This is a genomic window from Leptospira langatensis, assembly GCF_004770615.1.
In the GTDB taxonomy this organism is placed as follows: domain Bacteria; phylum Spirochaetota; class Leptospiria; order Leptospirales; family Leptospiraceae; genus Leptospira_B; species Leptospira_B langatensis.
Genome location: NZ_RQER01000006.1, coordinates 490,119 through 516,065 on the forward strand (window position 1 = coordinate 490,119; position 25,947 = coordinate 516,065).

Here is a 25,947-nt window from a genome sequence, read left to right on the forward strand (position 1 = left end):
TAGATAATAAAAAAAGAATATTATACGGAGCTGCCCGAGCCCTGCTTCTTCTCCGCAGAACGGGCCTCGTACTCTTTCCAAAAACGATCCAGCTCTTCCTTATTTTCCGGTTTCGTATGCCAGCGTCTATGTAACCAGAAATAATCCGCTGGATGCGCGTGTACTTCTTTCTCTAAGCGCTTGACCCATCTATAGGTGAATTCTCTCTCCCAAAGTTCCGGTTCCTTTCTAGGGTCCAGATCCGGTCTTTCAAATTCTTCTAGATGAAAGTACAGCTTCCCAGTTTCGTCGTACCAGCTACTACAGAAAATAATGGGGGCATCGGTCATTCTAGCAAACGTTGCAGGACCCATAAAGGTAGACGCAAGATTTCCTAGGAATGGAAAGAAGGTCCCTGTCTTTCCTGCATCCTGATCGGAGATAAATGCGACTAGCTTTTTTTGCTTCAATAGAGTGAGGGCCTTTCTAGGACTTTCATCCGTATAGATCAAACTGATGTTTTGGCTCGCTCGATTCCTTTCTATCCAAGCATTGGACCAAGGATTGCTCTGCCTTTTTGCGAATACATATAGATTATTCGCTTTGGGAACCGTATAGCAAAGGCTAACTCCCATGGTCTCCCAATTCCCCAAGTGGCCCAATACTAAGATCCCTCCCTGGCTCAAGATGCGTTCATGAGTTTCTTTATTGGGAAGAAGTTCCACCCATTTGTCTATGAATGCCTGGTTCATCCGAGGTTCTTCGCAGAACTCATTGGCCATATGAGAGAGTACTCTGAGATTGTGCTGGATGTACCCTTGGATCTCCGCTTCGGTCTTTTCCGGAAAAGCGAGACGGATATGCTTTTCCATTCGTTTCCGAACGGCACCTGTTACTTTTGCTAAGAAAAGCACGAGGTAATATAGAACCTTGCCTCTAAAAACATATGGAAGGAAGGAAAAGCTGCCTACGATCATTCTCGCGAAAACATACTGAAAGAACTTCTTTACTTTCTTTCTTTCGCTTCTAGGAACCGGGTTGGACATGTTAACTACTTCAATATTTCAAACGCGCATAACAAGAAGAATTTCGTGAGTTTTTACTCGAGATATAAGTGAATCGGTTGAATATCCAATTCAAAACGAAACCCTGGTTAGGTCTTATTCATGTAGAGTTTTGCCAAGATTAAGACGACCCTTTGAGGTAGATGCGTTGATATGCGCCTGAGTAATATAGATCAAAAAACAAAAAGCCGGAGAAAATTCCTCTCTTCCGTTCTTCCTATCCTTTTTCTTTCCATTTTATTTTTTGCCGCAGATCAGGACAGATTTGCAGCCGATCCTGCAAAGGTTGAACACAAAGATAAGGCCTTCAAAGGATTTAAATTCCCACAAGATCATTTGTTCCACAAAGGTTATAAGGTCGAATGGTGTTATTTCATCGGGATCTTGGATACAGACCAAGGAAAGCAACTCGGCTACGAGCTTAGTTTCTTTCGTGCGTATCTAGGCTCCAAGGTTGCCGTATATCCCGTACATTTTGCAATCTCCGATATGAGCGACGAAACGCATAAATTTACGCAGACTCTGGAAAGAGAGTTAGGCGATGTAGCGGGACAAAACACAACTTCTCTTTGGAGCGGCGATTATCGGATGGAAGTTACCGGTCCCGGAAGTATCACCATCTCCGCATTTCCGAGAACGGAGGCTGGTTTCGGTTTAGAACTGGAACTTTCTTCCAAGCCTAAGGATGTTTTGGTTCACGGAAAGAATGGAAAATCTTTCAAGAGCAGGACGAATCCGAAATTCTACTCTCATTATTATAGCGTCCCTCGAATGGAAACCAAGGGTTCTCTCTATTTAGAAGGAAAAGAATACAATGTAAGATCCGGCACGAGTTGGATGGATCATGAATGGAGTAGCCCAGAAGGTTCAGAAGCGAACTTCGATCTTTCTTCTAAGGATATTTCTTGGGATTGGATCTGTATCCAAATGGAAGATGGATCGGATATCATGGCCTTCAATTTTAGAAGCAAATCGTCCCCGGTGGCGGAGACATTCGGAACGTACAGAGGACCGGACGGCAAGGTAATCCTTTTCGAAAAAGAGAACGAGTTGAGTTTTCAGTCGGAAGATAAGACCTGGAAGAGCAAGGTCACGAATATTTCCTATAAATTAAAATGGAAATTAATTTCCGATCGTTTCAAACTGAATATCTCTCCTAAATTCGAGGAGCAAGAATTCGACGCTCGCAGCAGCACCGGTCTGGCATATTGGGAAGGCGGAGTGAACGTGAGCGGGGAAATAGACGGAAAAACCGTAAAAGGGATCGGGTATTTAGAGCTAAAACCTTCTCGTTAAATATTTCATCGACCGAATCCTAAGAAAAGATCTTTATCCGTAAATACGGACGTAGAAAATTGTTGGATTCTGTAGGAACTCCTACACCCGCAGAACAGGGCAAGAACTGAGATGAGAAACTATTTTCTAAAAAGAATGATCCTGATCCTTCCTACCATCCTAGGGATCACTTTTATAGTATTCATCCTCTCTCATCTCGCCCCCGGCGGTCCCTTAGAAAGAGAGATCGCAAAGTTAAGAGGCTACGGAAGTGCGGAAGGAGCCCAGGCAAAGAGGATCAGTACAGAAGAGATCGATCTTCTGAAAAAGAAACTCCATTTGGACAAACCACTTCCTGTCGCTTATTTGTATTGGTTATCCGAAGTAGCGCAACTAGATCTCGGAGAATCTAGATTGCATTCCCGTCCCGTAGACGAATTGATCTTCGAAAAGATCCCTGTGTCTCTTACCTTCGGGCTTTCCGGATTTTTGATCTCTTATCTGATCTGTATTCCACTAGGGATCACCAAGGCCATTCGCAGTGGGGAAAGTTTCGATAATAGTACAAGCATTATCATTCTGATCGCGTATTCCATTCCCGTCTTTGCACTATCCATGCTACTCCTGTTCGTATTCGCTTCGGGGGAAGTATTCTCCTGGTTCCCACTCGGACATGAGATCTCCGACGAGTACGAAGGCCTTGGCTTCTTCGAGAAGATCGTAGATCGCTTAGATCATATGTTCCTGCCGGTGATCTGTTACGTGGCAAGTTCCTTTGCGGTTCTCACTCTACTAATGAAGAATTCTCTCTTGGATCAGATCTCCAAAGAATATGTTCGTACTGCGATGTCCAAAGGCCTGTCCTTCAAGGACGCCATCTACAAGCATGCGTTCCGAAATAGCTTGATCCCGATCGCGACAGGATTCGGTTCTAATCTGAGTTTAATACTCGCAGGGTCTCTTATCATAGAACTAGTCTTTAGTATAGACGGGATCGGGCTACTTAGCTTCCAAGCGGTGACGGAAAGAGATACGGATCTGATGATGGGACTTCTTCTTATACAGAGCCTTCTTTCCTTAGTGGGAAATATTCTCTCCGATCTTTGTTACGTACTCATAGATCCTAGGATCAATTTCGACGCATGAACTCCTTATTCCAAAGAAGATTCGAAAAATTTAAAGCAAATAGGAAGGCATGGATCTCTCTTTGGATCCTTGGCCTTTCCTATGGGATCTCGTTGTTCGCTCCCCTTCTGGTCAATAACCAACCATGGATCGTTTCCTATTCAGGTTCTTGGAAATTCCCCATCTTCTTTTATTATACGGATAAGGATTTCGGAGGCACGGAGCTTTCTCCTACGAATTATAAAAGGCTCGCGACTAGGGAAGATTTTCAAAACGGAAGCAATTGGGTCCTCTTTCCACCAGTATCTTACGGTTATAACGAAGATAGTTTGGAAACTATGGAGAAGGACGATAATCCTCCTTCTGCTCCGAACGCAAAGCATTGGTTGGGAACGGACGACCGAGGAAGAGATGTATTCACTCGTATCTTTTATGCGTACAGGAACTCTCTTAGCTTCGGTTTAATACTCGTATTCATAGAATTCCTTTTCGGGACCATGATAGGCGGGATCCAAGGATACTACGGAAAAAGGACCGATATCATCTTACAAAGATTCATAGAGGTCCTCTCTGCCATTCCCTTCTTATATTTGATATTAATCATGGGCTCCTTCTTCGGAAGAGGATTCATCGTTTTGGGAGTCACTTACTCCGCATTGAGTTGGATCGGTATCAGTATGTACATGCGCGGGGAATTTTATAGATCCAAGACGCTTACCTATGTGGACGCAGCAAGAGCCTTAGGAGTTAGCTCTTGGAAGATCATGAGGAATCATATCCTTCCAAATGCTCTGACTCCTTTAGTTACGTTCCTACCGTTCACTTTGATCGGAGCTATTTCCATCTTAAGCGCGTTAGACTTCTTAGGATATGGGATTCCGGCCCCAAATCCTTCTTGGGGAGAGATGATAAGCCAAGGAAGAGAGAATATCAGAGCCTGGTGGTTGATCGGATTTCCTTCTTTGGCTTTGGCTCTAACTATCTTATTATCTTCCTTTGTAGGAGAAGGAATACGGGATTCTTTCGATTCCAAGGACAAGGTAGTGTACGAATGAAGAAGGAAAGCATTCTCACCGTATCCGATCTCAATCTGGAACTTCTGAAAGAAGGAGAGTACGTTCCTTTATTGGAGAATATCTCTTTCGATATCAAGAAGGGAGAGACTCTTGCTCTAGTCGGAGAATCCGGCTGTGGCAAATCCGTCTGTTCTGTTGCATTAACCAAACTTCTTCCGTTGAACTTGTTTCGCTATTCCAAGGGAGAGGTATTATTCGAAGGCAAGGATCTGTTAAAAGCGGACTCTAACTCGCTTCGAAATGTCCGAGGAAACAAGATCGCTTATATCTTCCAAGAACCCTTCTCCGCATTGAATCCTTTGTTAAAGATCAAAGAACAAATGTGCGAGGCTTTTATTTCTCACCAATTAGGAAGTCGCAAAGAGGCCGAAGAAAAAGCGGAATACCTTTTAGCTTCGGTGGGAATTACCGATATAAAGATGCGGATGAATTGTTATCCCCATCAATTGAGCGGCGGGATCCTACAAAGAGTCGGGATAGGAATGTCCTTAATGTGCGATCCTGAATTACTGATCGCCGATGAGCCTACCTCCGCTTTGGATGTGACCGTTCAAGCTCAGCTTGTGGATCTGCTACTAAAATTAAAAGAGAAGCTCAGCCTGTCCGTCCTGTTCATCTCTCATGATTTCGGATTGGTCAGCCATATCGCCGATCGGATCTGCGTTCTATATGCCGGAAGAGTGGCGGAGATCGGAAGCGTGGATGATGTATTGGATCATCCTTCCCATCCTTACACAAAGGATCTGCTGAATTCCCTCCCATCTCGATTTGCAAAAACAGGGATCTTCCAACCGATCGAAGGAAGAGTCCCTTCTCCCGGAAACTATCCGAACGGTTGTCATTATTCGAATCGTTGCAGACATGCATTTGCCGATTGCAACAATTCCAAACCTACATTAAAGAACCAGAATGGACATGAGCATCTTTCCGCTTGTTTCTTGAATGAGAAGAAGGAGGTCTTGTCGTGAGCCTGTTAGAGATCAAGAACCTTCATGTAAGCTACGGAAAGGAAACCTTCTTCGGAAGGGAAAAGTCCAGCCTCAAGGCCGTCGAAGATGTAAGCCTGGAATTAGAACAAGGCGAGACCTTTAGTCTTGTTGGAGAATCAGGTTGCGGCAAATCCACCCTAGGACGAGCGGTGCTTCGCCTATTAAAACCCGATTCGGGATCCATCTTCTTTCAGGGACAAGAGATCCTCGGGCTAAAAGAGAAAGACTTTCTGCATTTTAGAAAGAAGATACAGATCGTATTTCAAGATCCTTACTCGTCTTTAAATCCGCGCAGGAATATTAAGGATATCTTAACTGAAGGCCTGTTCATTCACGGGCAGTACACGGACCAGGAAGCGGAGAAAGAAGCGTCTGCAATTCTCGAAAAAGTCGGACTCTCTCCCGATATCCTAAGCAGATACCCTCATGAATTTTCCGGAGGACAGAGACAGAGGATCGCAATTGCAAGGGCCTTGATCCTAAAACCGGAGTTCGTACTCTTAGACGAAGCGGTCTCCGCCTTGGACGTTTCCAACCAAGCACAGGTGCTTTCCCTGCTCGCTCAGCTTAAACAAGAATTCGGTCTTTCTTACCTATTCGTTTCTCACGACCTGGGGATCGTTAAATCTATTTCGGATAAGATCGCAGTCATGTATTTGGGAAGGATCGTGGAGATCGGGAGCAAGGAGAAGATCGTAGAAAGACCTTCGCATCCTTATACGAAGGCTTTGTTCGGTGCAGTCTTTGAAGTCGAAAATCGAAAAATAAGAAAATCTCCCTTACAAGGAGAGGTCCCGAGCATTCTAAACAAACCGAAGGGATGTCATTTTCATACTCGTTGTCCGATCGCACAGCCAATCTGTTCACAAGAGATCCCAAAATGGAAGGAAATCGGTAACGGACAGAAATCCTTTTGTCACTTTCCCGACGGAAACTAAACCATGCGCTCCTGGGACGTAATCAGCGGTTATTTAGAAGAAAAGAGGATCCGATATATTACGATTATCGCATTTTTCTTTTTAATATTTGCTCTGATTATCTATATTCCATTCGTAGAGAAGAAGGAAGTATATAAAGAATTCATACTAGATCAGCTCAGGAGTTCAACAGGGCTTGATATCCAAGTCGCCCAATCCGATCTGTATATTTTTCCATTTCCAGGAATAGAACTAGATCAGATCGAGATCAGAAAGAACTCAGTCCTCATCGCTGTAAGCGACAAAGTCGATATAGATATTTCTTGGTTTGGACTTCTGAAAAGAAAGATAGAGATCAGGGATATTTCCATCAACGGTGGCTCTCTCTATTTGCAACGTAGAAAGGACGGCTCCTTTGATCTTCATGAATATTTAAAGGATGAACAGAAGAAGAAAGAAACCAAAACAAACGTTACTATACTTCTAGACGACGTAAATTCGAAGATCGGGCTCAGCGCTAGCGATTTTATTTCTGCGGCATTGAAAAACCTAGAAGTAAATAATTTTACTCTGGAATACAGAGAAGATAATCACGACCGAAATTATAAGGTTTATTTCAATAAGTCCAAAGCATCCGTTTCCTTCTATGAAACGGATCTTGATATTACGTTCAACGGTTCCATAGACGATCAACCTATAGATCTGGAACTTTCCGGAGCTCTTTTAAAATTCCCGGTAAATTGGGAGAAGGTAAAGTTCTCAGTCGTTCTGAAAATCGAAGACCTCTCTCTTTCCCTTCTTAGGGATCTATTCTTCGTATTCCCTTTGGCCGATTTTTCCAAGACAAAAGTCTCCGGACGAATAGAGGTCTATAAAGAAGAAGGGAACGAACTCAGTTTCAAGCTTCGGAACCAGATCAAGGATTTGGCATATAAAGGCGGATTGCCATTTGGGAATATAAAATTAAACGCAGATTTCGATCTGGATCCGATCCAAAAGAAGATCGCATTTCCTTTCGTAGAGGCTCTTTGGGAAGGGGTGGCCAAGGTAAACGCAAAAGGTAGCGTAAACTGGAAAAATAGAAGTTTAGGACAGTTCTATATCAAATCGGAATATGGGGATTATCATAATATTCTAAAGGTTTCAAAACTCTTCCAAGTCAAGGAAGATCTTTTCGATAAGGACAGTCCTCCGGGAATTTTCTATTTTACCGGAGAGTTCAACAACCTATTCGCATTCAAACATAGGTTTCCGTACATCAGTTTAGAAGCTAAGTATGTGGATCCGATGATTTCTATTCCGAAATTCCATGCTTATATCTACAACGGAGAGATCATCGGGAAAGCAAAGATCTACCCTATGATCCCTCGCATCGAGGTAGAGGGAGACGCCCATCGCTTACAAGTGGATCGGGTCCTTTTACCGTACGTTTCGGAAAGAGTAATGATCGGCGAGCTGTCCAGTTGGTTTTCTTTCGAAACATTCATCAAAGATCGTTCCAAGGACGCGGTCACGGAATTGTTTGCAAATATGAAAGGAGTCGGGAGCCTTACTGTGCAAAACGGTGAACTTCTAGGTTACGCGAACTTCATGATCCCGGTCTTAAATACTGTGGGAAAACTGATCGCTTTGAAAGGAGTGGATGGAAGAAAATTGCAGTTCACTTCCCTCAAGTCGGATGTAAAGGTTTCCGGAAATCAGATGTTCTTCCCCAACTTGAAGCTAGAGATCGCAGATAGCGGAATGGACGTGGATGGAAGAGGAAGCCTAGGCTTCGACAAGAAGATCGATATGCGACTGCATCTTCGGCTCGGAGGAAAATACTTGGGTCGAGGACTCCATGTTCCTATTATATACGCAGGCACCTTTGGCAAAAGTATTCCGTACGTCGACCCGATCTGGTTGGGAAGCATTTATACAGGAATGACACTGCTAGGACCGTATCTCATTCCGTTAGGCGGCCCTTATGCTGGCGGCGTAGCGGGCTCTGTGATCGGAGAATATGTGAGAGATCTTTGGGACGGAGTTACAGGACTCTTTGGCGGTGGAAGTTCCGAGCCGGATCCGAAAAAGCAAAAAGAGAAATGATCAAAAATCCTTTTTCTGGATCTCTTCTTTCGTAGGAAAGATCAAATTTTGGTTCATCAAATCGTGACTTAAATTCAAGAAAGAGCCTGCTTTACGAAAATGAGAGTCGCAGATCTTAGGATCCGTTTCGCAAAGAGTGACTTCTCCCCTTGGTCCGATTGCAGAGTACTTCAGATTTCTATTTCCATCCACGAAATGTATATAGAATAAATTCGATTCGATCCAACCGATCAAGTTCCCATAAGCAAAGTACGCGGATTCTGTTCTTTTAGGTACGAGAAGATTGCGGCCCATGGCTGAGAAGTAGGTTTCCTTTCCCACTAAGCCTAAGATCGTCGGGATCACATCCAATTGAGAAGAATTGCGATTGTCAATTGCAGGTTGTATCCTGCCGGGAGCGTAGATCAAGAATGGAATATTCCTATCCTCGTAATAATCCAAATATCTATGGTGAGTATGATCCGCTACAAAAACGAAGATCGTATTATCGAAGTAATTGGACTTCTCCGCGCGAGTCATGAAGTCATGGATGGCCCAATCCGCATAATGATATACGTTCAAATATTCGAAGTCTCTTTCATCCTCCCCGAAGATCCTGAACTTAGGATCCGGAGCTCTATAAGGATAATGAGTAGAGAGAGTCAGAGAAACTCCCAAGAAAGGCTTCTTGGATTGGGAGATCTTGTCGTGCAAAACCTGCAAAACGTCTGCGTCGTCGTAACCCCAAGCACCTAATTTAAATTTATTGAATGTAGCTATCTCTTTCTGACCAAGAACAGTATCGAATCCCCAATGAGGCATGAGAGTCGCTTTATTATCGAAACTCAGATCTCCTCCGGTCACGAAGAATGTTTCGTATCCTAGATCCTTGAAAATATTTCCTAAGCCTGAGAAATTTCCCAATACTTGGTGAGTACGGACCACAGTCAGCCCCGGTCTATCGGGAAATCCGGTCAAGATAGACATCATTCCATTAGTCGTTCTTCCACCGGAAGCAAAGAAGCGAGTATAGAATCTTCCTCTACGAAGGAGTCGATTGAAATTAGGAGTAAGTTCTTTTCCGGAGATCTTTCCGTCGCCGATCGGATCTATAAACTTACCTGTCCAGTTTTCCAGAAGGATAAGAACGATATTCGGAGGCTTGCCGGGATTCGTTTCCTTTTGCTTCCTAAGCATAGGATATTTCTTTCCTACAAACTCCGCTCCTTCGTAAGAAACTTCTTCCTGAACAATACGGATCGCTTCTTCTTTTTCGATCTTAAGATAGTTCGGAACGGATTGGCTCTTCAAATCCATAATAGATGTGAAGACACCGTTCAAAGCGATATTATTTACGAAAGAATGTCCGGAGACAATTGCGTTGCTTGCTCTTAAAGGAGTTTCTTGCACCCCACCTCGGATCGCAAATATGACCACTACCAAGATAGCAAAGGATAGGAAACTGTCCCGTTTCCAATTCTGCGGGTTGTATCTATACGGATTGTATCTTAAGAATAGGACTGTTGATAAGGGAAGAAAGACCAAAAGAAGCAGGCAGGCAAGCACCGCTAAGAACGGATTGTTTTCAAAGGCGGACTTCAGGATCACTCCCATGTCCTTGCCTATGAATACGAAACCCTCGTATCCGATATGTTTGTTAGCATTTTCAAAATAAACGATATCAGCAATCAGGTGAGAGATAAGCCAAATACCGATCAAGATCGGAAAATAACCCCAGATAAAATAAAAGAATTTGAAACGATTTAAATACGGAAGACAGGACAAGAACGCAAACAGACCTAAGAGCATTGCGATCACGGAGATGTCGAAGCGAAATCCGACTAGGATCGCAAGCAGAACCTCGCTTGCGGTTGCTCCTTCTAAGCGATATGCATAGACCCAAAGAAAAGCAATTTTATATATGATGAGGATCAGTTCGAAATAGACCGCATATCCTCCGATCAATTTAAGATTCGTTGGTAATCTATATCTATTCATTCTGAATTAATTTATTAGTTTTCATCATGAGTCTCAGGGGCAAGACAAAAACGAATTCGAACTTATGTGAAAACTTCTGAATCGGTGATCCGATTGTGTTCTAATGGCGACCAAGGTACGAATTTGATAAGAGAAGAGCTATATCAGTTTAGATCGAGACCTTCTAATCGTAGCACTTCCAAAGCATTACTGGATTGAACTACTCCTGATCGTATTTTATAATCGAAGGTCATTTTTCCGTCTTTGATCTCTTCTCTGAAATGGAATAAGGAAAGGTCAGGCAGGTCGGCCAACTCCAGGTCGTGGGTTGTGATCATTCCGAACACATTATATTCTCTTAACTTGTTGAGGATCCCCTTGCAAGCGATCGTCCTCTCTCTCGAGTTGGTGCCTTTTAGGATCTCGTCTAAGAGTACCAAACGAGCTCGACTTTTATCCGAGACTTCCTGTAAAATGCTGCCTAATCGCCGGACCTCCGCATAGAAAAACGAGATCCCTTCGTCGACCGAGTCCTCATTTCTGATACTCGTATATACTTCTAGGATTGGCGTCTTAAATTCGGAAGAAGGAACGGGAGCTCCGGCCATCGCAAGTATGCCCGAAATCCCTAAGGCTCGTAGATAGGTAGTCTTGCCTGACATATTAGAGCCCGTCAAAAGTAGAAGTTTACCAGGAAACATTGGATCCAGGTCATTCGCCACTCTCTTATCGGAAGGAATCAGAGGATGCACTAAGTCCTTGGCACTGATCAATGCTTCAGGACTATTTTCTTTTTCTAATATAGGAAAACTGAAATCCGGCTCAATCCACTTTAAGTTTGCCAAAGGCAATAAGGAATCCAGTTCGGCCAGATCTTCGAATGCGGAAAGAACGGATTCTCCTTTTTCTTTCCACCAATTAGCATATCTTCTCCAGACCCAAAGATCGAATAGGAATAAGACGTTCAATAAACTATGAGCCAAAGGAGACTGAGTGTATGCGGCAAGGTCAGCTATCTTTTGCAATCTCTTCCAGTAGCTTCTTAAACCCTTTTGGGTCCAGTTCGATAGATAAACCTCACCTCGGACTGAACCCAAGTTAGCGGAGCGAAGATAAGATAAAAGTTTACCCAATTCACCTAAGGTCTCGGAGTCTTCTGCGATCGGCCGGATCATCTTCAGAGAGATGCCTCTATAGAACCCGAAGAAGGAAAGGTTTAATAAGAAAAATCCGAATCCCCAGGTCTGGTCGAATAGAAAACTGCCAAGTACGATGATCCAAACGAGTACGACCCAGATCGGAAATAAGAAACGGATCGTACTACCGAATTTCCCTAACGCATTTGTCCAAAAATCGGTCGGCCGGTCCGTAAATAAATGAAATGGAAAATCCTGTTTCTCCGTATCCGATTGTTCCGCAGAGAGGCCCTTGAATTTTGGAATATAAGAAGGAAGCTTTTCTTCTTCTCCTTCTTTGCGAGCGGGGAAGGAAGCTTCATACAATCTCAATTGCCTGAGAAGCTTTTGGGCAGTTCTTTCTTTCGAAGAAAGAGCTTGGACCGCAGATTGTCGGGCTCGGATCCGATCTTCTTCGGATCTATCCCAGAAATAATGCAAGAACCCAGAATTTGCCTTCGGAAGTACGGTAGTATCTATCCTAGAGAAGATGCCCTTCTCGCCCAAAAAATCCAGATCTTTGGTCCAAGAAGGAAGATCGGAGCTTAATAGTAGATTTTTATAATATTCCTTCTTAACTTTCGGATACGATCTTGCATCCAAAAGAATGCGTGCCTTTTGGGTCTTTAGAAGATCGATCCAAATCTTGGATCTTCTGATCTTATCCTTATGGTCTTGATAAAGAGAGAGAAGTTTATAGAAACCTGCGAGTATCAGAATGGCAGGCAAATAGAACAGTTCCGAATCGAGACGAAGCAAATATACTCCAACGACCCAAGCAATAAAACCAAGGAAAGCGATAAGACGAAATGCGGAAAGATAGGATAAAGTGGATTCTTCTTTTCGAACGATCCAGTCTAGGCGGGAAATATTTCGATCGAGTCGATCAACCCTTTTGAGGGTTTTCATACTGCTAAGGTAACATTTTCGTAGTTTTCGGTCTCTCTTTTATAGATCTCGTGATCTAAAAGTCGAACGAGAGAACCCAAATCCTGCATCAACCATCTGGAAACCATTCTGCCTCTGTCTCGACCGCGGAATTTATCCACATAGACATAGCCGAATAGATCTGTGCCGTACTCGTACACGACGAAACGACCCGATCTTTTACCGGTTTTATTTTCCAGTCGGATCTGCATTATAACCGAATTTACTCCGTACTTTCTTTTCGTACAAGAAAAAAATATCTCAAGTATTTTCGCAAGTTCCCGAAGTACAGTTTGGGAGAAAGCTTCCTTCCAAGGATGGAAAACGGAACCTTCTCCTTCTTTTCACCCCAAATGGGTCGCACGGAGGCGATTTATGATATATCCAGAAATGGATCCGGACCTGCGGAGTTCTTTCGCAAAAATCGGAAAGACCTTTGCCAATCTCACGAACGATACAGTTCTTCCTGAATTCGGCTTAAATGCAAGAAACCTTTTAAATAGAAAACAAATGAAGATCTTAGTGGAAATCCGGAAAAAAAGGATCAATTCCACTCAATGGAACAATTTTCAAAAAGACTAAACCCAAACCAGAGCTCTTCTCTACCTTTTAGCCCAAGGTAGAGCGGAGATCCCATCTCAGATTTCCTATCCTTCTTCCAATCCATTAATCGATATTCCAATCACTGACGAGTCCTTACCGATCTATTCTAAGCGCAGCAGAATGAAAGCTGTTCCTCTCTAAACATACGCCTACTGGAACGTATAGAAACAAAAAGGCCCCTCGAGCTATCGAGAGGCCTTATTAAGATCAGCTATTTTTGATCTTAATATTTTGTTTTGGTAGAAGGTAGTTTTACGTTCAGGATCACATCCACTTCCGTAACTTCTCCTTCACGGACCACGATATTGGAGTTATTCAAGTTCAAGTCTTCCGCAAAGGAAGCTTTGAGCTCGTATTCTCCCGGTTTCAGGTTCGTAAACCAGAAGTTCCCGTTTTGATCCGTGTTCAACTTTTGGATCCCGGTCACACTGGTGATCGTTGGCATATAGATAGGCTGGTTCAATACGGGGTTGTCCAAGGTACGGTAGAAGACCTTGCCGCGGATTGCTCCGAAACCGCTCATAGAAGTTACCACTTCCAACTCGTTTCTCTTATTCGGGATCACTGCCTGGGTCTTTTGGATCTCAGGATAATCGTCCGCTTGGATGGTCACCTTATGAACACCTGCAGGCACTCCTTTTACAGTGAGAGTGTAAGTTGCTCCGGGAATGAGTTTCCCCATCTTCTTAACTGCTCCCCAATAATTGGAGACTTCGGAGGAAATCGTCTTATCCACTTCTTTGTCGTCGATAAGAACTCGGATCGAACGATTGCCCACTCTCTTCTTCCCTGTTGTTAAACGAATATCAGGAGGAAGATCCGAAACTCCGTACGCTCTGTCTTGGATAATGGTGGTCTTGATCACCAGATCCCCTTTTTGATTCGTAGGAACCACAGGAGGCTCTTGGTTAGTAACCACTGGAGTCTCCGGTTGAGGCTTAGGTGGATCTACATCCGGTACAGGAGTAGGATTTACCGGCGGTTTAACAGGCTCTATAGGTTTAGGAGGATCCGGCTTCTTTTCCCCCGCGAGGAAGATACCAGATGCGTTACCCGAAATCTGAGGCACTTGCTCATGATCGAATTTCTTGGCCATAGCCACAGTCTCATCCCTAGATGAGAAGAATGCTTCGAGAGCTGTGACTACATCGTCCTGGTTCAAGTCCGCACTGGACAAGGCTCTTCCAAAATTGTAAGTGAAGATACCATGATTAATCGTGCCACCCACTTCGATCGCAGTTTGGTTATCGTCCGCACTGGAAATAATGGCTTTATCTTGAAAATAGAAATCTTGGGAATCTTGTTTAACGGTTCCATCGCTACCTTGTGGAATTGGGACAGGAGCGGAACCTCTCGTGGCCTTTCCTTTCTTAGCGATCCCTCCGGAGAAGCAGCAGTCAAAAACGAAAACTGTCTTTGGAGATTTGATCCCAGCGAGATAATCGTTCAACTCGTCGTCTGACAAGTGAGGACGATCATAGCAAATGATCAAGTTTCTCATTCCGTTCTTGGCTTTTTCATCCCTTTGAAAGGCCCCATGTCCGGAAAAATATAAGAATACGGTATCATCCGACTTAGCCTTGGACGCGATCGCTTTGATCTCGCGTTGGATATTGTCCTTGGTTACGTCCTTTCCTAAAACGATCTTGATATCGTCGAATTTCCCTACACGCCTAATCTCATCGTGTAGGTATTTTGCATCCGCTTCACAAAGATTTAACTCGGGAATTCCCGCCTTGTTCCCTTGGTAATTGGATCCGAAGATTAGGCCTAGCCTCTTCTGTGCGAAAACATCACTGGAAAACAAAAAGAGAGAAATTCCGATTATGGAAAATAAGGATTTCAATCAGAGCCTCCTGGCTTGGGTGTCTCAAAATAGCAAAAACAAAAGCTTTGTCATTATTTTTTTGCCTACTAACAAAAAAGGCCGGAAAATTCCGGCCTTTTCTTTCGTTGCTTTGAGATGAAATAGATCTTATTTACCCAGCCATTTCATCATGCCGCGTAATTTTTTACCGACCGCTTCGATCGGGTGACCGGCATTCTTTTCTCTCATTTTATTGAACTCAGGATAACCTGCTTTTGTCTCTGCGATCCAAGCTTTAGCAAACTTAGAACCGTTTGCTTTTTGGATATCGTTCAGAACTTCTTTCATGCGAGCTTTTACTCCAGCGTCGATGATACGAGGTCCGGAAACATAATCTCCGTATTCAGCAGTTCCAGAGATGGAATAACGCATACGAGCCAAGCCACCTTCATAGATCAGGTCAGTGATGAGTTTTACTTCGTGCAAGCACTCGAAGTAAGCGATCTCAGGATCGTAACCTGCTTCGGTAAGAGTCTCGAATCCTGCCATGATCAGGTTAGAAAGACCACCGCAAAGAACTACTTGTTCTCCGAAAAGGTCAGTCTCAGTTTCTTCTTTAAAAGAAGTTTCTAATATACCTGCTCTTCCGCCGCCTACTCCGGCTGCATGAGCCAGAGCTCTTTGCTTTGCTGTTCCGGTTGCATCTTGATTAATGGCGATCAAGCATGGAACTCCGCCACCTTCTACATATACTCTGCGGACTAGATGTCCTGGTCCTTTTGGAGCAACCATGTAAACGTCTACATTCTTAGGAGGTTGGATGAATTCGAAATGGATATTGAATCCGTGAGAGAAGACCAGAGCGTCTCCTTCTTTCAAGTTAGACTCGATGTCCGCCTTATAGATATCCGCTTGGATCTCATCCGGAGCGAGAATTTGAATGATATCAGCTTTCTTAGCAGCCTCGGAAACGGAATACACTTCGAAACCAGCTTCTTCAGCTTCTTTCTTGGATTTGGATCCTTCTTTCAAACCGATGATGACCTTGAGCCCTGAATCTTTCATGTTCTGAGCTTGTGCGTGACCTTGGCTTCCGTATCCGATTACGGCGATGGTCTTTCCTTTTAATACGTTAAGATCCGTATCTTTATCGTAGTATAAATTGGCCATGGTATGGTACCTCTGATTCTACCTTTGGAACCTTTAGATCGCCCTATGATTTTAAATGAGACTTAATGTAGAAAGCCTCTATCTCGTCCGAAGGACGGGCAACGATCTGAAAACGGGAGTCGAACCGGTTTCTAAAGGGTCGTTTTTACAAAACATTGTGAAATGGCCCATTCCACAATCTAAATTTACTTAGTGGCCCTTCGATTTCAAGAGCTCGTCCAACTTTCTTACTCCTGGGTTCTCTCCATCGATGGATTGAGCCGAATCTAGAACGGAACGAGCCTGAGAGAAGCGACCTAGAAGCCTGTAGTTATCGCTTAGATTGATCAGATTTGCCAGACGATGAGGCTGAGAGATTCGGACCTTCTCCGCAGCAACCCCGGCTTTATCGTATTCCTTCATATGTTTGTAGCAAACGGATAACAAAAACCAAATATTGGGGGAATCCGGATCTTCTTCTAGATATTTCTCGAACCAGCGAGAAGCAAATGCATATTCTTTTCGATCATAATAGACTTGCCCTAGAAGTCTAGATGCCGGTTTGAAATTGGGAGAAGCTTCTATAGTTTCTTCTAAGAGAACGATCGCGGTCCCTATCTCTTTCTGTTGTAACAGCGCCTTCGCTTCCGCGTATTTGCGAAGAGCAGATTCGGAAATCTCGGCCTTTGTCTCTTCTAGGTTCGGAGCCAATTGTTCTTGGAACCCGATCCGGATCAAAGAGAGGTCATCCGACAAGGCCCCCAATCCGTGGATCTTAGCCACGAGTGTGTCCAAATCTCCTTTAGAGTCTTCGACCGTTTTTAAGAATAGATTCTCGTCGGAGTTCATCACCCAGGAAACCCCATCTTCCGTAAGATTGATATCATCCCTTCCATCGGAGCCTATATAAAGGACATCTCCGGGAGAAAGTTGGAACTCCAAGATCTTAAAGCTCATTTCGGTAGGCGAGCCTAGTTTACGTAAAGTTAATTCGCTTTCTAGGAAAGAGGCCTTCCCATCCCGAAGCAGCACCGCCCAAGGATGCTCCGCGTTGAAATAGTACATCTTTCCCGTTCTATCGTTGAGCACCCCCAAGATCGCAGAGGCCATCATCACTCCGTCGAAAGTACGGAAGATATCGTCCAATTCTCGATAGGCTTCTTGGATCCATTCCTCGGGAGAAACGTTCAGCACCTTTCCCTTACTCGCGGACCTGGCCATGATATTGTTCATTGCCGTCCCAAGTACGATCGCTCCACCGGCTCCCTGCATGGATTTTCCCATCGCGTCCCCGTTCAGGAACATGGTCCATTTCTCTTTTTCCGGCCCGAATAGAAGATTCCCGCTAATGCAGATGTCTCCTCCGATCTCCGATTCCTTATTCTTAAATATGAATTTCTTCTTTTGCTCTATATAAAAGTTCGTAGTGATCTGAGCGGAACGATTCCAGTTCGTCATCAATGGTTTGCTTAAGAGAGAAGTCAGGAAGTAATCCCCGTCTTGCTGCACCTTGAGAGCATGGATCTCTTCCATTTTCTCGGTGACTTCTCTTGTTCTTGCTTCTACTTTTTCCTCTAAGGTATCAGCATATTCTTCCAGTTGAGTCTTTCCTTCTAGAATACTTCCCACCATTTTGTTAAACGAATCGCTCAAATAACCGATCTCATCCTGCACAAGTACAGGAATGCGAACGGATAGATTTCCTAAATTTACTTCTCCGACCCCGCTGATCAGTGTGTTCAATGGACGGACCAAGCTTCGATTGAAGAATACTGGAAATAAGACCAGGATCACAAATACAAGACTGACGATGAGAAGTACGATCCAGCGATTCGTATCGTCTAGGAATTTCCGATAATACAGATAAGGGAACGCGACCTGCAGAGTCCTTTGCCCGACCTCATCCCGAATATAATAAGAATAGAATAAGTCTTTCGCAGACGGAACGTAATCTTCCCGTGCATTTTTAGGGAAATTTATCGTGGATATTCTTTTCGAAAAATTCTCCGACTTAGTATTTTCCAGAATATCCTTTTGAGAAACACTTAGGTTGGGTTCTACTCCCTGATTTTTAACCAGAAGCTTGGGCTTGCTAGCAGAATCGGAAAGGGAAACTATATATGCGATAGAGGAGCCTTCCGTTCTTCCTGTATTCAAATAGGTTAATGCTTCTTTTAAGCTGATCTCATCGAAGAAACTTTCGTTCTTGAGATTAACTACCGTAGAGAACCCTTGCGCAAATACCAAACAAGTCGCTACGGTGATCCCTACGATCTTTGTCATAAAGGAAGTCTTATCCACTGTATTATTAATGAATAATATGATCAGCGTGAAATACCCTAAGATCATAAAGCCAACGTACAGCTGTTGGAAAATATTGAAAGTGATCACACCTTCTCTCAATAAGAGATTCGAAACGATAGGCACCAAGTAGGTGACGATCATTCCCAATGATATTTGGAAGAGAGGTTTTCTATCTTCCTTCTCTGCCCGGATCAACTTTCTGACCTGGATAACGATCATGATAAAAGTAAAGACCAAAAGGAAGATCGCAAGAATGCTCCCGACCTTTTGCGGGTAAGTATAGATCTGCCCTGTGAAATCGAATTTAGGACGGTTCGTTAAGATCTGATAAAAGGAATATATGATCGTAAGAACCGAGATCGAGATCAACGTCCCGATCACATACTTTGTCTCCTTTGGATTCTCGTTCTTAGGATACAGATAGGCAAATATACAGAGAAAGACGCTTCCGAATAGGGCACCGAAACCGGTAAGCATTCTATGATAGGAGGCAAAAGGATAAGGAAAGATCGCGGAGAGAAAGAACCCGAAATTTACCAAAAAGACCAGGAAGAATAAAAGCAGGAATGCGCTAGTATAATTCGCCTTCTTCCTAAGACCGGCTAAAAAGGCGAAAACTACGAATGTAAAAATGGAACAGATGAGCGAGGAGATCGCCCATGAGTTAAAATAAACCATGGAGCGACTTTTCTAATCCCTTATCCTTAGAGTTCAAGGTTTTTCCGTAAGGAATAAACCGGATTTTTGCCAACCTAGCGATCATCCTTGGGAGGCAAGGATCTGGGCTTCCATCTCCAGGGTCTTGATCGTCTCGGAAAGCATCTCACTCTTATGCAAAAGGGACTCCATGGAACTTTGTAAAGAAGAGACCGAAGTCATGATCGCGCTGGCGCCTACGGATTGCTCCTTGGAAGCAGTTTCAATATCTGAAGAAAGATTTCTTAAAGAAGCGAGGCTGTTCAAAAAGCGATCGTTTACGATTTTCTGTTCGTTCAACAGCTGATTCAGTTGCTTAAAGCTTTCTAGGAAGTTCAAGAATAGGTTATCTTGCTCTCTCACTTTTTCACTGGCAGTATGAGCTGATTTCTGTCCGTCTTGAACGTACTTAGTACTCTCGTTGATGATCTTAGAGATCCGATCCGCGTTTTCGGAACTGCTTTCTGCGAGTTTGGATACCTCGGTAGCGACTACCGCGAAACCTCTCCCGGCTACACCCGCTCTAGCCGCTTCGATCGAGGCGTTCAAAGAAAGTAAATTCGTTCTATCCGCTACATCGGACATGATCTGGTTTACTTCTCCCACAGATCGGAAGGAACTTCCCAAAGATTCGAGTGAAGTTCTCAGACCGTCCACGAATTGGCTTACTGCCTTTCCTGCATCCAGAACAATTTCCATATTCTTGTCCAGATCGGAAGAATGTCCGGAAATACGATCGATCAAAGTATTCAGATTGCGACTTTCGCCCAGCAGGTTCTCGATCTTTCCGAATTGATCGTAAACCTTATTTGCAGATTGCTCCGTTTGAGCCGAGAATTCCTCCATCGTAGAACTGATCTGTTCGAAAGATGCGGCATGACTGCTCACTACTTCCGAAAGATCTTCCGAGAAGTCCTTTAGTTTTTTTGAATTCTCTCTTAAGGAAACTGCGGACTCGGTCATCCGGATTTTTCCTTCTTCCAGATCTATTCTGGATTTTTCCATTGCCTGTGATTTTTCTTCCTCAACATTTTTCAATCGAATGAAGATCTTGATCACTGCGACCACTATAAAGGATACGGTGAATAGGAAGAGCATCTTAGTGATCTGCTCCGACATGGATGCATACCCCGGAGTGATGGAAAGCTGGCTGTCCTCGGAGAACATCACTCCCGTATGCGCCGCATTGACCACTACTAATGTCTGTGCAAGCACGGTAGAGAATCCCACCATATAAACGAACCGAGGAGATAAGAGCAATCCGGCGTAGATAATATAAATAACGTTAATTGTATATAATACCACTTGCTTGATGATATTTGAGGAAAGCTTCACATCCTCCGATGTGGCACCCACCATCACCAAACAAAGAACGAATACATCCACAATGATGAATACCTTGGCGAGAAGCGGAGAGACGCCCGTTCCAAATCGATTCTTTAGGAAGGAATACGTCACATAAAGGACCATGACGCTTGTCCCGATTATATACAGAGTATTTTGCAAGAACGTACTTCTTTTATAGCCCATGGCTATGGATAAGAAGTACAGAATAGTAAGTCCGAGCCGGATCCGGTTGATCGTGATCGGCCCTTGGCCTAGGATTTTTTCTGTTTCGGAACGTGTTTCCATCTAAGAATAGCCCGCTTGGAAATTTATTTATGATTTAGTATTCAAGACGGGTAAACAGAGAATAAATCGATCTTTTTTCGGATATCAAATCATGGAAAATCTATAGCAAAAGAAAGGTAACGTGATCATTATCAATGTGTAATCAATTGATTTCGTCTTTCGGATTCCAGTTCTTTCTTAGCACGTCCCGAATACGTAGCACCGCCTCGTTATTCGGCTCTAAATGGAGCGCGGTTTGGACCATGCTCATCGCTCGTTCATAATTCTTTAATGCGATATATATTTGAGCCAGATTCATTAGATTTTTGAAATGATCCGGTTCTCTCAGTCTTAACCTTTCTCCGAAATCCAATGCCTTTCTAAGTTGCCCTGCCTTTCTGGCTGCAAAGGACGCAACATAGAGAATTTCCTTATCAACAGGTTTGATATTCAAATAATCTTCCGCATAATGAGCCGCTTTAGAGTAATCCTTGAGCTTAAGGAAGAGTTTGATAAAGTTCTTCTTCACTTCCGGAATCCGACTGTCCAGATTCTCCGCTTCCTCTAGATAAGCGATCGCCTCTTCTATATCCTTGCTTTGAGAAGTTTCCTTGGCTCTGCGCAATAGATCTTTGATCTTTAATTTTTGCTCATCCTGATGGCTTAGCTCGGATGTAGTCTCTTTGAAGGAAAGTCGGATCAAAGAAAGGTCGTCCGTAAGCGGGCCTTTCGACAAAATAGAGTTATAGATCCCTTGCAGATCCCCTCTTCCTTCTTCTACTAAAGAAAGGAAGAGTTTTTCGTCATCGTTGATGATCCGTCCGCCTTCCGAATCGGTTCCGATCAGAATATCGTCCCGTCCGTCCGAACCTGCTATGATGATATCCCCAGGTTCTAATTGGAAAGTCTTGATAAAGATCCTTCCTTCCATACCTGTGGTCCCGAGTTTTCGGAACATCAGCTCGTCTTCTATAAAACTAGCGATCCCATCCCGATACAGAACAGTCCAAGGGTGCTCTGCATTAATAAAATATAATATTCCAACCTCATCGTCCACTAGACCCATCACGGAAGAAACAAGCATGGACCCGTCAAAACTCTCAAAGACCTTATGAAGCTCAGTGAATGCGTTCTTGAGCCATCTCTCCGGAGACTGGTTCTTCATCGCCTCCGCGAGTCTAGTTCTCTCGATGATAGATTCAAAGACTGCGCCTAAGACCAAAGCTCCGCCGGCTCCTTGCATGGATTTTCCCATCGCGTCTGCATTTAAGAAAACAGTGTACGATCTTTCTTTCAGCTCGATATGATTGGAGATGTTTAAGTCTCCACCGATCTCGTCATGATATCTTCTGAAAGTGAATTTCTTCTTTTGCTCCATTAAGAAATCCACTTTAACGTTTTCTTGGACTGCTTTGTTTGCGCCCAAAGGCTTGATCAAAAGAGAGGTTAAGAAATAGTCCCCGTCCTGTTGCTGCTTGAGTTCCTGCACTTCTCCCAAGGTTTGTTCCAATTCCTTGGTTCTTTCTTTCACCTTTTCTTCCAGTTCGTTTGCGTATTGCTCCAGCCTTTTGCGAGCAGCCTGGATAGAGCGAGCCATTCGGTTGAAGGAACGAGCGATAAATCCGATCTCATCTTCTACTCTTGGCTCCAATCTGTATTCCAAATTGCCTGAGTTGACCTCGGTCAATCCCACAACCACCTCGTCCATGGGTTTTACCAAGGCGTTTTGGAAGAAGAACCTGAATCCCACGATGATCACAAACATCACCGCAAGTAAACATCCTACCAAGACTAAAGAAGGATCGTGGATGAATGCACGATAGGATTTGTATGTAAAACCAACTTCGTAGATCTTTCCGCTCTCCGGATGTACAACTAAATAAGAAACATAGTATTGAGGCTTCTCATCGCCAACCGAATAAGTTTTGGTCCCTCGATAGATCCTTTCTCCCACTTCTAAGATAGGAGCTAAAGGAGGAAGCACCACTTTACTGATCTCGGATCCGGAGGTTCCCGATTTTAGTTCTGGGTCTACCTTGGCCTTAACCTTTTCCAGGATGCCGGAAAGACCGACTTCCTTTGCAACGAGTAATTTCTCCACTGCCGGCGAATCCGACTTATTCGGTAAGTGAGAGAATTTACTCTTCACTACTTTCAGTTTTTTGTTCAGGAACCGAAAGAAGTCCAAGACATCCGCATCGGAAACGTTCGCGTTTTCCTTGGATTCCAAAAATTGACGAAGTCCTTCTTGGTACGCGTAAAACTCTTTAGGAGCCTCAGCCAAGATGGCTTTGGATGTTTCCCATCTTTGTTTTGCGGGAAGATTTCCTAAACGAGTGAGATTGCGAGCGATATAAAAGAATCGAAGCTCTAACCTGTCTTCTGCATCGGATCGAAGATCCTTGAATCCTCTTTCAGTCAGGAATTTATCTTCTTTCGGATCGTAAGAGATCAGATATGCAAAGCCAGGAGGTTCTTCTTCGTGAAAGACAGTCAGTTTAGCTTCTTCTCTCTTGATCAGGTCAAAGGAAGAATCGTATCCGTTCAAGATCGTAAATCCTACCAACTGAAAAGCCAAAAAGAAAGTGGCCATACTCACGCCTACGATCCGGCTAAGAATAGTAGTCCTTTCCTTGGTTGCGTTTACATAAACGATCAGAATTAAGAAGAGTCCTAATACGAGAAGAATGTCCGCAGTCTGTTGATACACTGCTCTAGATACGGTACCTTCTCTACTTAATGCGTTTGTGATCCCAGGAAAGAGTGTGATGATAATATACGTTAGAGTAATATAGATGACCGATCTTCTCTCCGCCCCTTTTTCTACAATCGCTCTCCAAATCGCCGCTATTAGAAAGATCGCATTGTACAGAAATACAAGTAAAGAGAATATCTTATAGAATAAATGGGTTTCGAATTCCCAGTAATGACTTCCCATCACGAAGGTTCTTGTGGATTTTAAGGAAAGAATAATATAGAAAACGGCGGTTGTGAGCACTCCCGCATACAGAAGAACATATATTATCTTTCCAAGCTTAACCCTTCTTGGATTCGGAAAGTAGAAGAAGAAGATGAATAACTGAGTGTACCCGATCATCGGGAAAGGAATTACGATCCATCTGTGAAAGATCGTCCAATCTTCCGCAGAACAGAATGCGATCGCATATCCGAGATGAAAGATCGTGGTGGATAAGCTAGACACTCCTAAATGAAAGGCAGCCTTACTTCCGTCCTTGATCGTCAAAAAGAAGAATGATACATAAAGAGAGAATAGAGACGCGAGTAAGGATCCGAAGAAATAAAAATTGAAATAAAGAGGGTCCATAAAAGGCAGCCTTTGAAAATTAACGGAGAAAGCTCTTCGTCAAGGAAAAATGTAATTTCCCAAAAATCCAGAAGGGAGAAGACGAAATCTTTCCCGAAAAACTAACAAAAGAAAACGATTCTAGGATCCAAACTTATACTTGGCCGCCCCAACAGATATATTTGATTTCCTGGTACGCCTCAATCCCATATTTAGAGCCTTCTCTGCCGATACCTGATTCTTTCACTCCTCCGAATGGAACCTGTTCTGTAGACAAGATCCCCTCGTTAACCGCAACCATTCCCGCTTCTATGGATTCGGTCATTCTCCAGATCCTAGCAGGTTCGTTTGTATAGAGATAAGATGCCAATCCGACGGACGTTGCATTTGCGATCTGAAGAGCTTCTTCTTCCGTTTTAAAGGAACGGATCGGAGCTAAGGGACCGAATGTTTCTTCTTGGAAACAAATAGAGGTTTCTGAAACATTCGAGATCACTGTAGGTTCGTAGAAGTTCCCTCCGAGAGAATGGGATTTTCCTCCGACCCAAAGCCTTCCTCCTTTTTGCAACGCGTCTTTTACATGAGAATCCACTTTATGCAGAGAAGCGGAATGGATCAAAGGCCCTTGGTTTACACCTTCTTCGAAACCGTTCCCTACCTTGAACTTAGAGACTTCTTCGGAAAGCTTGGATGCGAATTCATCTGCGATCTTTTCCTCGACCAAGAAACGGTTCGCACAAACGCAAGTCTGTCCTGTATTACGAAATTTTGATGCGATCGCTCCTTTTACCGCTTCTTGCAGATTCGCATCCGCAAATACGATAAAAGGAGCATTCCCTCCCAACTCCAAAGAGATCCTTTTGATCTGCTTTGCCGATCTTTCCAACAAAATCTTTCCTACTCGCGTGGAACCTGTGAAACTGATCTTCTTCACACTCGGATTATCCAAGAATTCATCTGCGATGACCTCCGGCCTTCCTGTGACTACTTGGAAGACTCCAGGAGGAAGACCCGCCTCTTGTGCGAGTACTGCCAAAGCAATTGCAGAATACGGAGTCAATTCGGAAGGCTTAGAGATCACGACACAACCCGCGGCTAAAGCAGGACCCACTTTACGAGTGATCATAGAAGAAGGAAAATTCCAAGGAGTCAGGATACCTGTTACGCCGATAGGTTCTTTCCAAGACAAAAGTCTTAATTCCTTTCTATGAGTGGGAATGATATCTCCGTAAGTACGCTTTGCTTCCTCTGCAAACCATTCCAGATAAGAAGCAGCATAATCGATCTCACCTCTGGATTCAGATAGAGGCTTTCCTTGCTCCAAAGTCATGATCTTCGCTAAGTCTTCTCTATTTTGGAGCATTAAATTGGCCCAGTTACGCAAGTACTTCGCTCTTTCTTTGGGAAGGGTTTTGGACCAAGTCTTTTGCGCCTTCTCCGCAAATTGAATCGCGCTCCGAACCTCTTCTGCAGTAAGATCAGGGATTGCACCGATCTCCTTTCCGTTAGAAGGATCCTGAACCGAAATGGTATTGGAAAAATCTTTCCATTGTCCTGAATAAAAATTGCTGTTTCGAAATAAGGATGCTTGGGCTAAATTTAGAGGATTCATTTTAAACTATCCTAATTGATTCTATCTAATCCAAAGAGAAGTAAACGTTTTTTGATTTCGTCCAGTCTTTTCACAAACGGATTTCCTTGATTAACACATGTTCATTTATGCTTCTCTCAAGAAGTAAAAGAAGGAACTGTGATCGAATTGTAAGATCGATCCTATCGATAGCATTCGATCCGTATTTTCATTCATTGCATATTTCTCTGAATTTCTTGCATATTACTCTCTCAGGACCTATTAATCAGGAATTTTATTTTTTATAGAAAGTAGGGAATTCGTGTATGTGA

Annotated in this window: 17 protein-coding genes; 7 read left to right on the forward strand and 10 right to left on the reverse strand. The window is 43.6% G+C overall.

The features are described 5' to 3' along the window. Positions 1-20: 20 nt before the first annotated feature. A complete protein-coding gene (locus tag EHO57_RS11545; protein ID WP_135644589.1) occupies positions 21-1,025 on the reverse strand; it encodes a lysophospholipid acyltransferase family protein in 1,005 nt (334 codons plus the stop codon). A gap of 171 nt (positions 1,026-1,196) precedes the next feature. Between EHO57_RS11545 and EHO57_RS11550 the strand changes: the two genes are divergently transcribed. The 6 genes from EHO57_RS11550 to EHO57_RS11575 all read left to right on the forward strand — a co-directional run bounded on the left by EHO57_RS11550 (position 1,197) and on the right by EHO57_RS11575 (position 8,513). Further along, positions 1,197-2,339 carry a lipocalin-like domain-containing protein gene (locus EHO57_RS11550; RefSeq protein WP_135644587.1) on the forward strand — a complete coding sequence of 381 codons (1,143 nt, stop codon included), beginning with the start codon at positions 1,197-1,199 and terminating at the stop codon, positions 2,337-2,339. Between the two features lie 111 nt (positions 2,340-2,450). Next, the gene (locus tag EHO57_RS11555) at positions 2,451-3,464 is read left to right on the forward strand and encodes an ABC transporter permease subunit (RefSeq protein WP_135644585.1); all 1,014 of its coding nucleotides are present in this window, start codon (positions 2,451-2,453) and stop codon (positions 3,462-3,464) included. Further along, positions 3,461-4,498 (forward strand): ABC transporter permease subunit, encoded by a 1,038-nt coding sequence (locus tag EHO57_RS11560; RefSeq protein ID WP_135644583.1) that lies wholly within the window; start codon positions 3,461-3,463, stop codon positions 4,496-4,498. Before EHO57_RS11555 ends, EHO57_RS11560 begins: the two co-directional genes overlap by 4 nt. Next, positions 4,495-5,487, forward strand: a complete 993-nt coding sequence (locus EHO57_RS11565) for an ABC transporter ATP-binding protein (protein WP_135644581.1) — start codon at positions 4,495-4,497, stop codon at positions 5,485-5,487. The genes EHO57_RS11560 and EHO57_RS11565 overlap by 4 nt, the downstream gene beginning before the upstream one ends. Positions 5,488-5,489: 2 nt before the next feature. Next, positions 5,490-6,446: an ABC transporter ATP-binding protein gene (locus EHO57_RS11570; protein WP_167882279.1), complete on the forward strand. Its 957-nt coding sequence runs from the start codon at positions 5,490-5,492 to the stop codon at positions 6,444-6,446. A 3-nt stretch (positions 6,447-6,449) separates the two neighbouring features. Then, positions 6,450-8,513 (forward strand): AsmA family protein, encoded by a 2,064-nt coding sequence (locus EHO57_RS11575; RefSeq protein WP_135644577.1) that lies wholly within the window; start codon positions 6,450-6,452, stop codon positions 8,511-8,513. Here EHO57_RS11575 and EHO57_RS11580 read toward each other — a convergent pair whose 3' ends face one another. The 3 genes from EHO57_RS11580 to EHO57_RS11590 all read right to left on the reverse strand — a co-directional run bounded on the left by EHO57_RS11580 (position 8,514) and on the right by EHO57_RS11590 (position 12,783). After that, entirely contained in the window at positions 8,514-10,490 is a 1,977-nt protein-coding gene (locus EHO57_RS11580) for an LTA synthase family protein (RefSeq protein ID WP_135644575.1), read from the reverse strand. Positions 10,491-10,633: 143 nt separating this feature from the next. After that, the gene (locus EHO57_RS11585; protein ID WP_135644573.1) at positions 10,634-12,553 is read right to left on the reverse strand and encodes a MutS family DNA mismatch repair protein; all 1,920 of its coding nucleotides are present in this window, start codon (positions 12,551-12,553) and stop codon (positions 10,634-10,636) included. Then, the gene (locus tag EHO57_RS11590) at positions 12,550-12,783 is read right to left on the reverse strand and encodes a hypothetical protein (protein WP_135644571.1); all 234 of its coding nucleotides are present in this window, start codon (positions 12,781-12,783) and stop codon (positions 12,550-12,552) included. Before EHO57_RS11590 ends, EHO57_RS11585 begins: the two co-directional genes overlap by 4 nt. Positions 12,784-12,946: 163 nt before the next feature. Between EHO57_RS11590 and EHO57_RS11595 the strand changes: the two genes are divergently transcribed. Next, positions 12,947-13,153 (forward strand): hypothetical protein, encoded by a 207-nt coding sequence (locus EHO57_RS11595; RefSeq protein ID WP_135644569.1) that lies wholly within the window; start codon positions 12,947-12,949, stop codon positions 13,151-13,153. Positions 13,154-13,397: 244 nt separating this feature from the next. On the opposite strand, the gene EHO57_RS11600 is transcribed toward EHO57_RS11595, so the two are convergent. The 6 genes from EHO57_RS11600 to EHO57_RS11625 form a co-directional block, all read right to left on the reverse strand. Continuing rightward, positions 13,398-15,020, reverse strand: coding sequence for a caspase family protein (locus EHO57_RS11600; RefSeq protein WP_135644567.1), 1,623 nt, complete (start codon positions 15,018-15,020; stop codon positions 13,398-13,400). Positions 15,021-15,149: 129 nt separating this feature from the next. Further along, the gene (ilvC, locus tag EHO57_RS11605) at positions 15,150-16,151 is read right to left on the reverse strand and encodes a ketol-acid reductoisomerase (RefSeq protein WP_135644565.1); all 1,002 of its coding nucleotides are present in this window, start codon (positions 16,149-16,151) and stop codon (positions 15,150-15,152) included. Between the two features lie 189 nt (positions 16,152-16,340). Further along, positions 16,341-19,112: a SpoIIE family protein phosphatase gene (locus tag EHO57_RS11610; protein ID WP_135644563.1), complete on the reverse strand. Its 2,772-nt coding sequence runs from the start codon at positions 19,110-19,112 to the stop codon at positions 16,341-16,343. Between the two features lie 81 nt (positions 19,113-19,193). After that, positions 19,194-20,762, reverse strand: a complete 1,569-nt coding sequence (locus EHO57_RS11615) for a methyl-accepting chemotaxis protein (protein WP_135644561.1) — start codon at positions 20,760-20,762, stop codon at positions 19,194-19,196. Positions 20,763-20,904: 142 nt separating this feature from the next. After that, complete coding sequence (locus tag EHO57_RS11620; RefSeq protein ID WP_135644559.1) at positions 20,905-24,066, reverse strand: SpoIIE family protein phosphatase; 3,162 nt, start codon at positions 24,064-24,066, stop codon at positions 20,905-20,907. A gap of 133 nt (positions 24,067-24,199) precedes the next feature. Next, positions 24,200-25,657: an NAD-dependent succinate-semialdehyde dehydrogenase gene (locus EHO57_RS11625; protein WP_135644557.1), complete on the reverse strand. Its 1,458-nt coding sequence runs from the start codon at positions 25,655-25,657 to the stop codon at positions 24,200-24,202. Positions 25,658-25,947 lie beyond the last annotated feature (290 nt).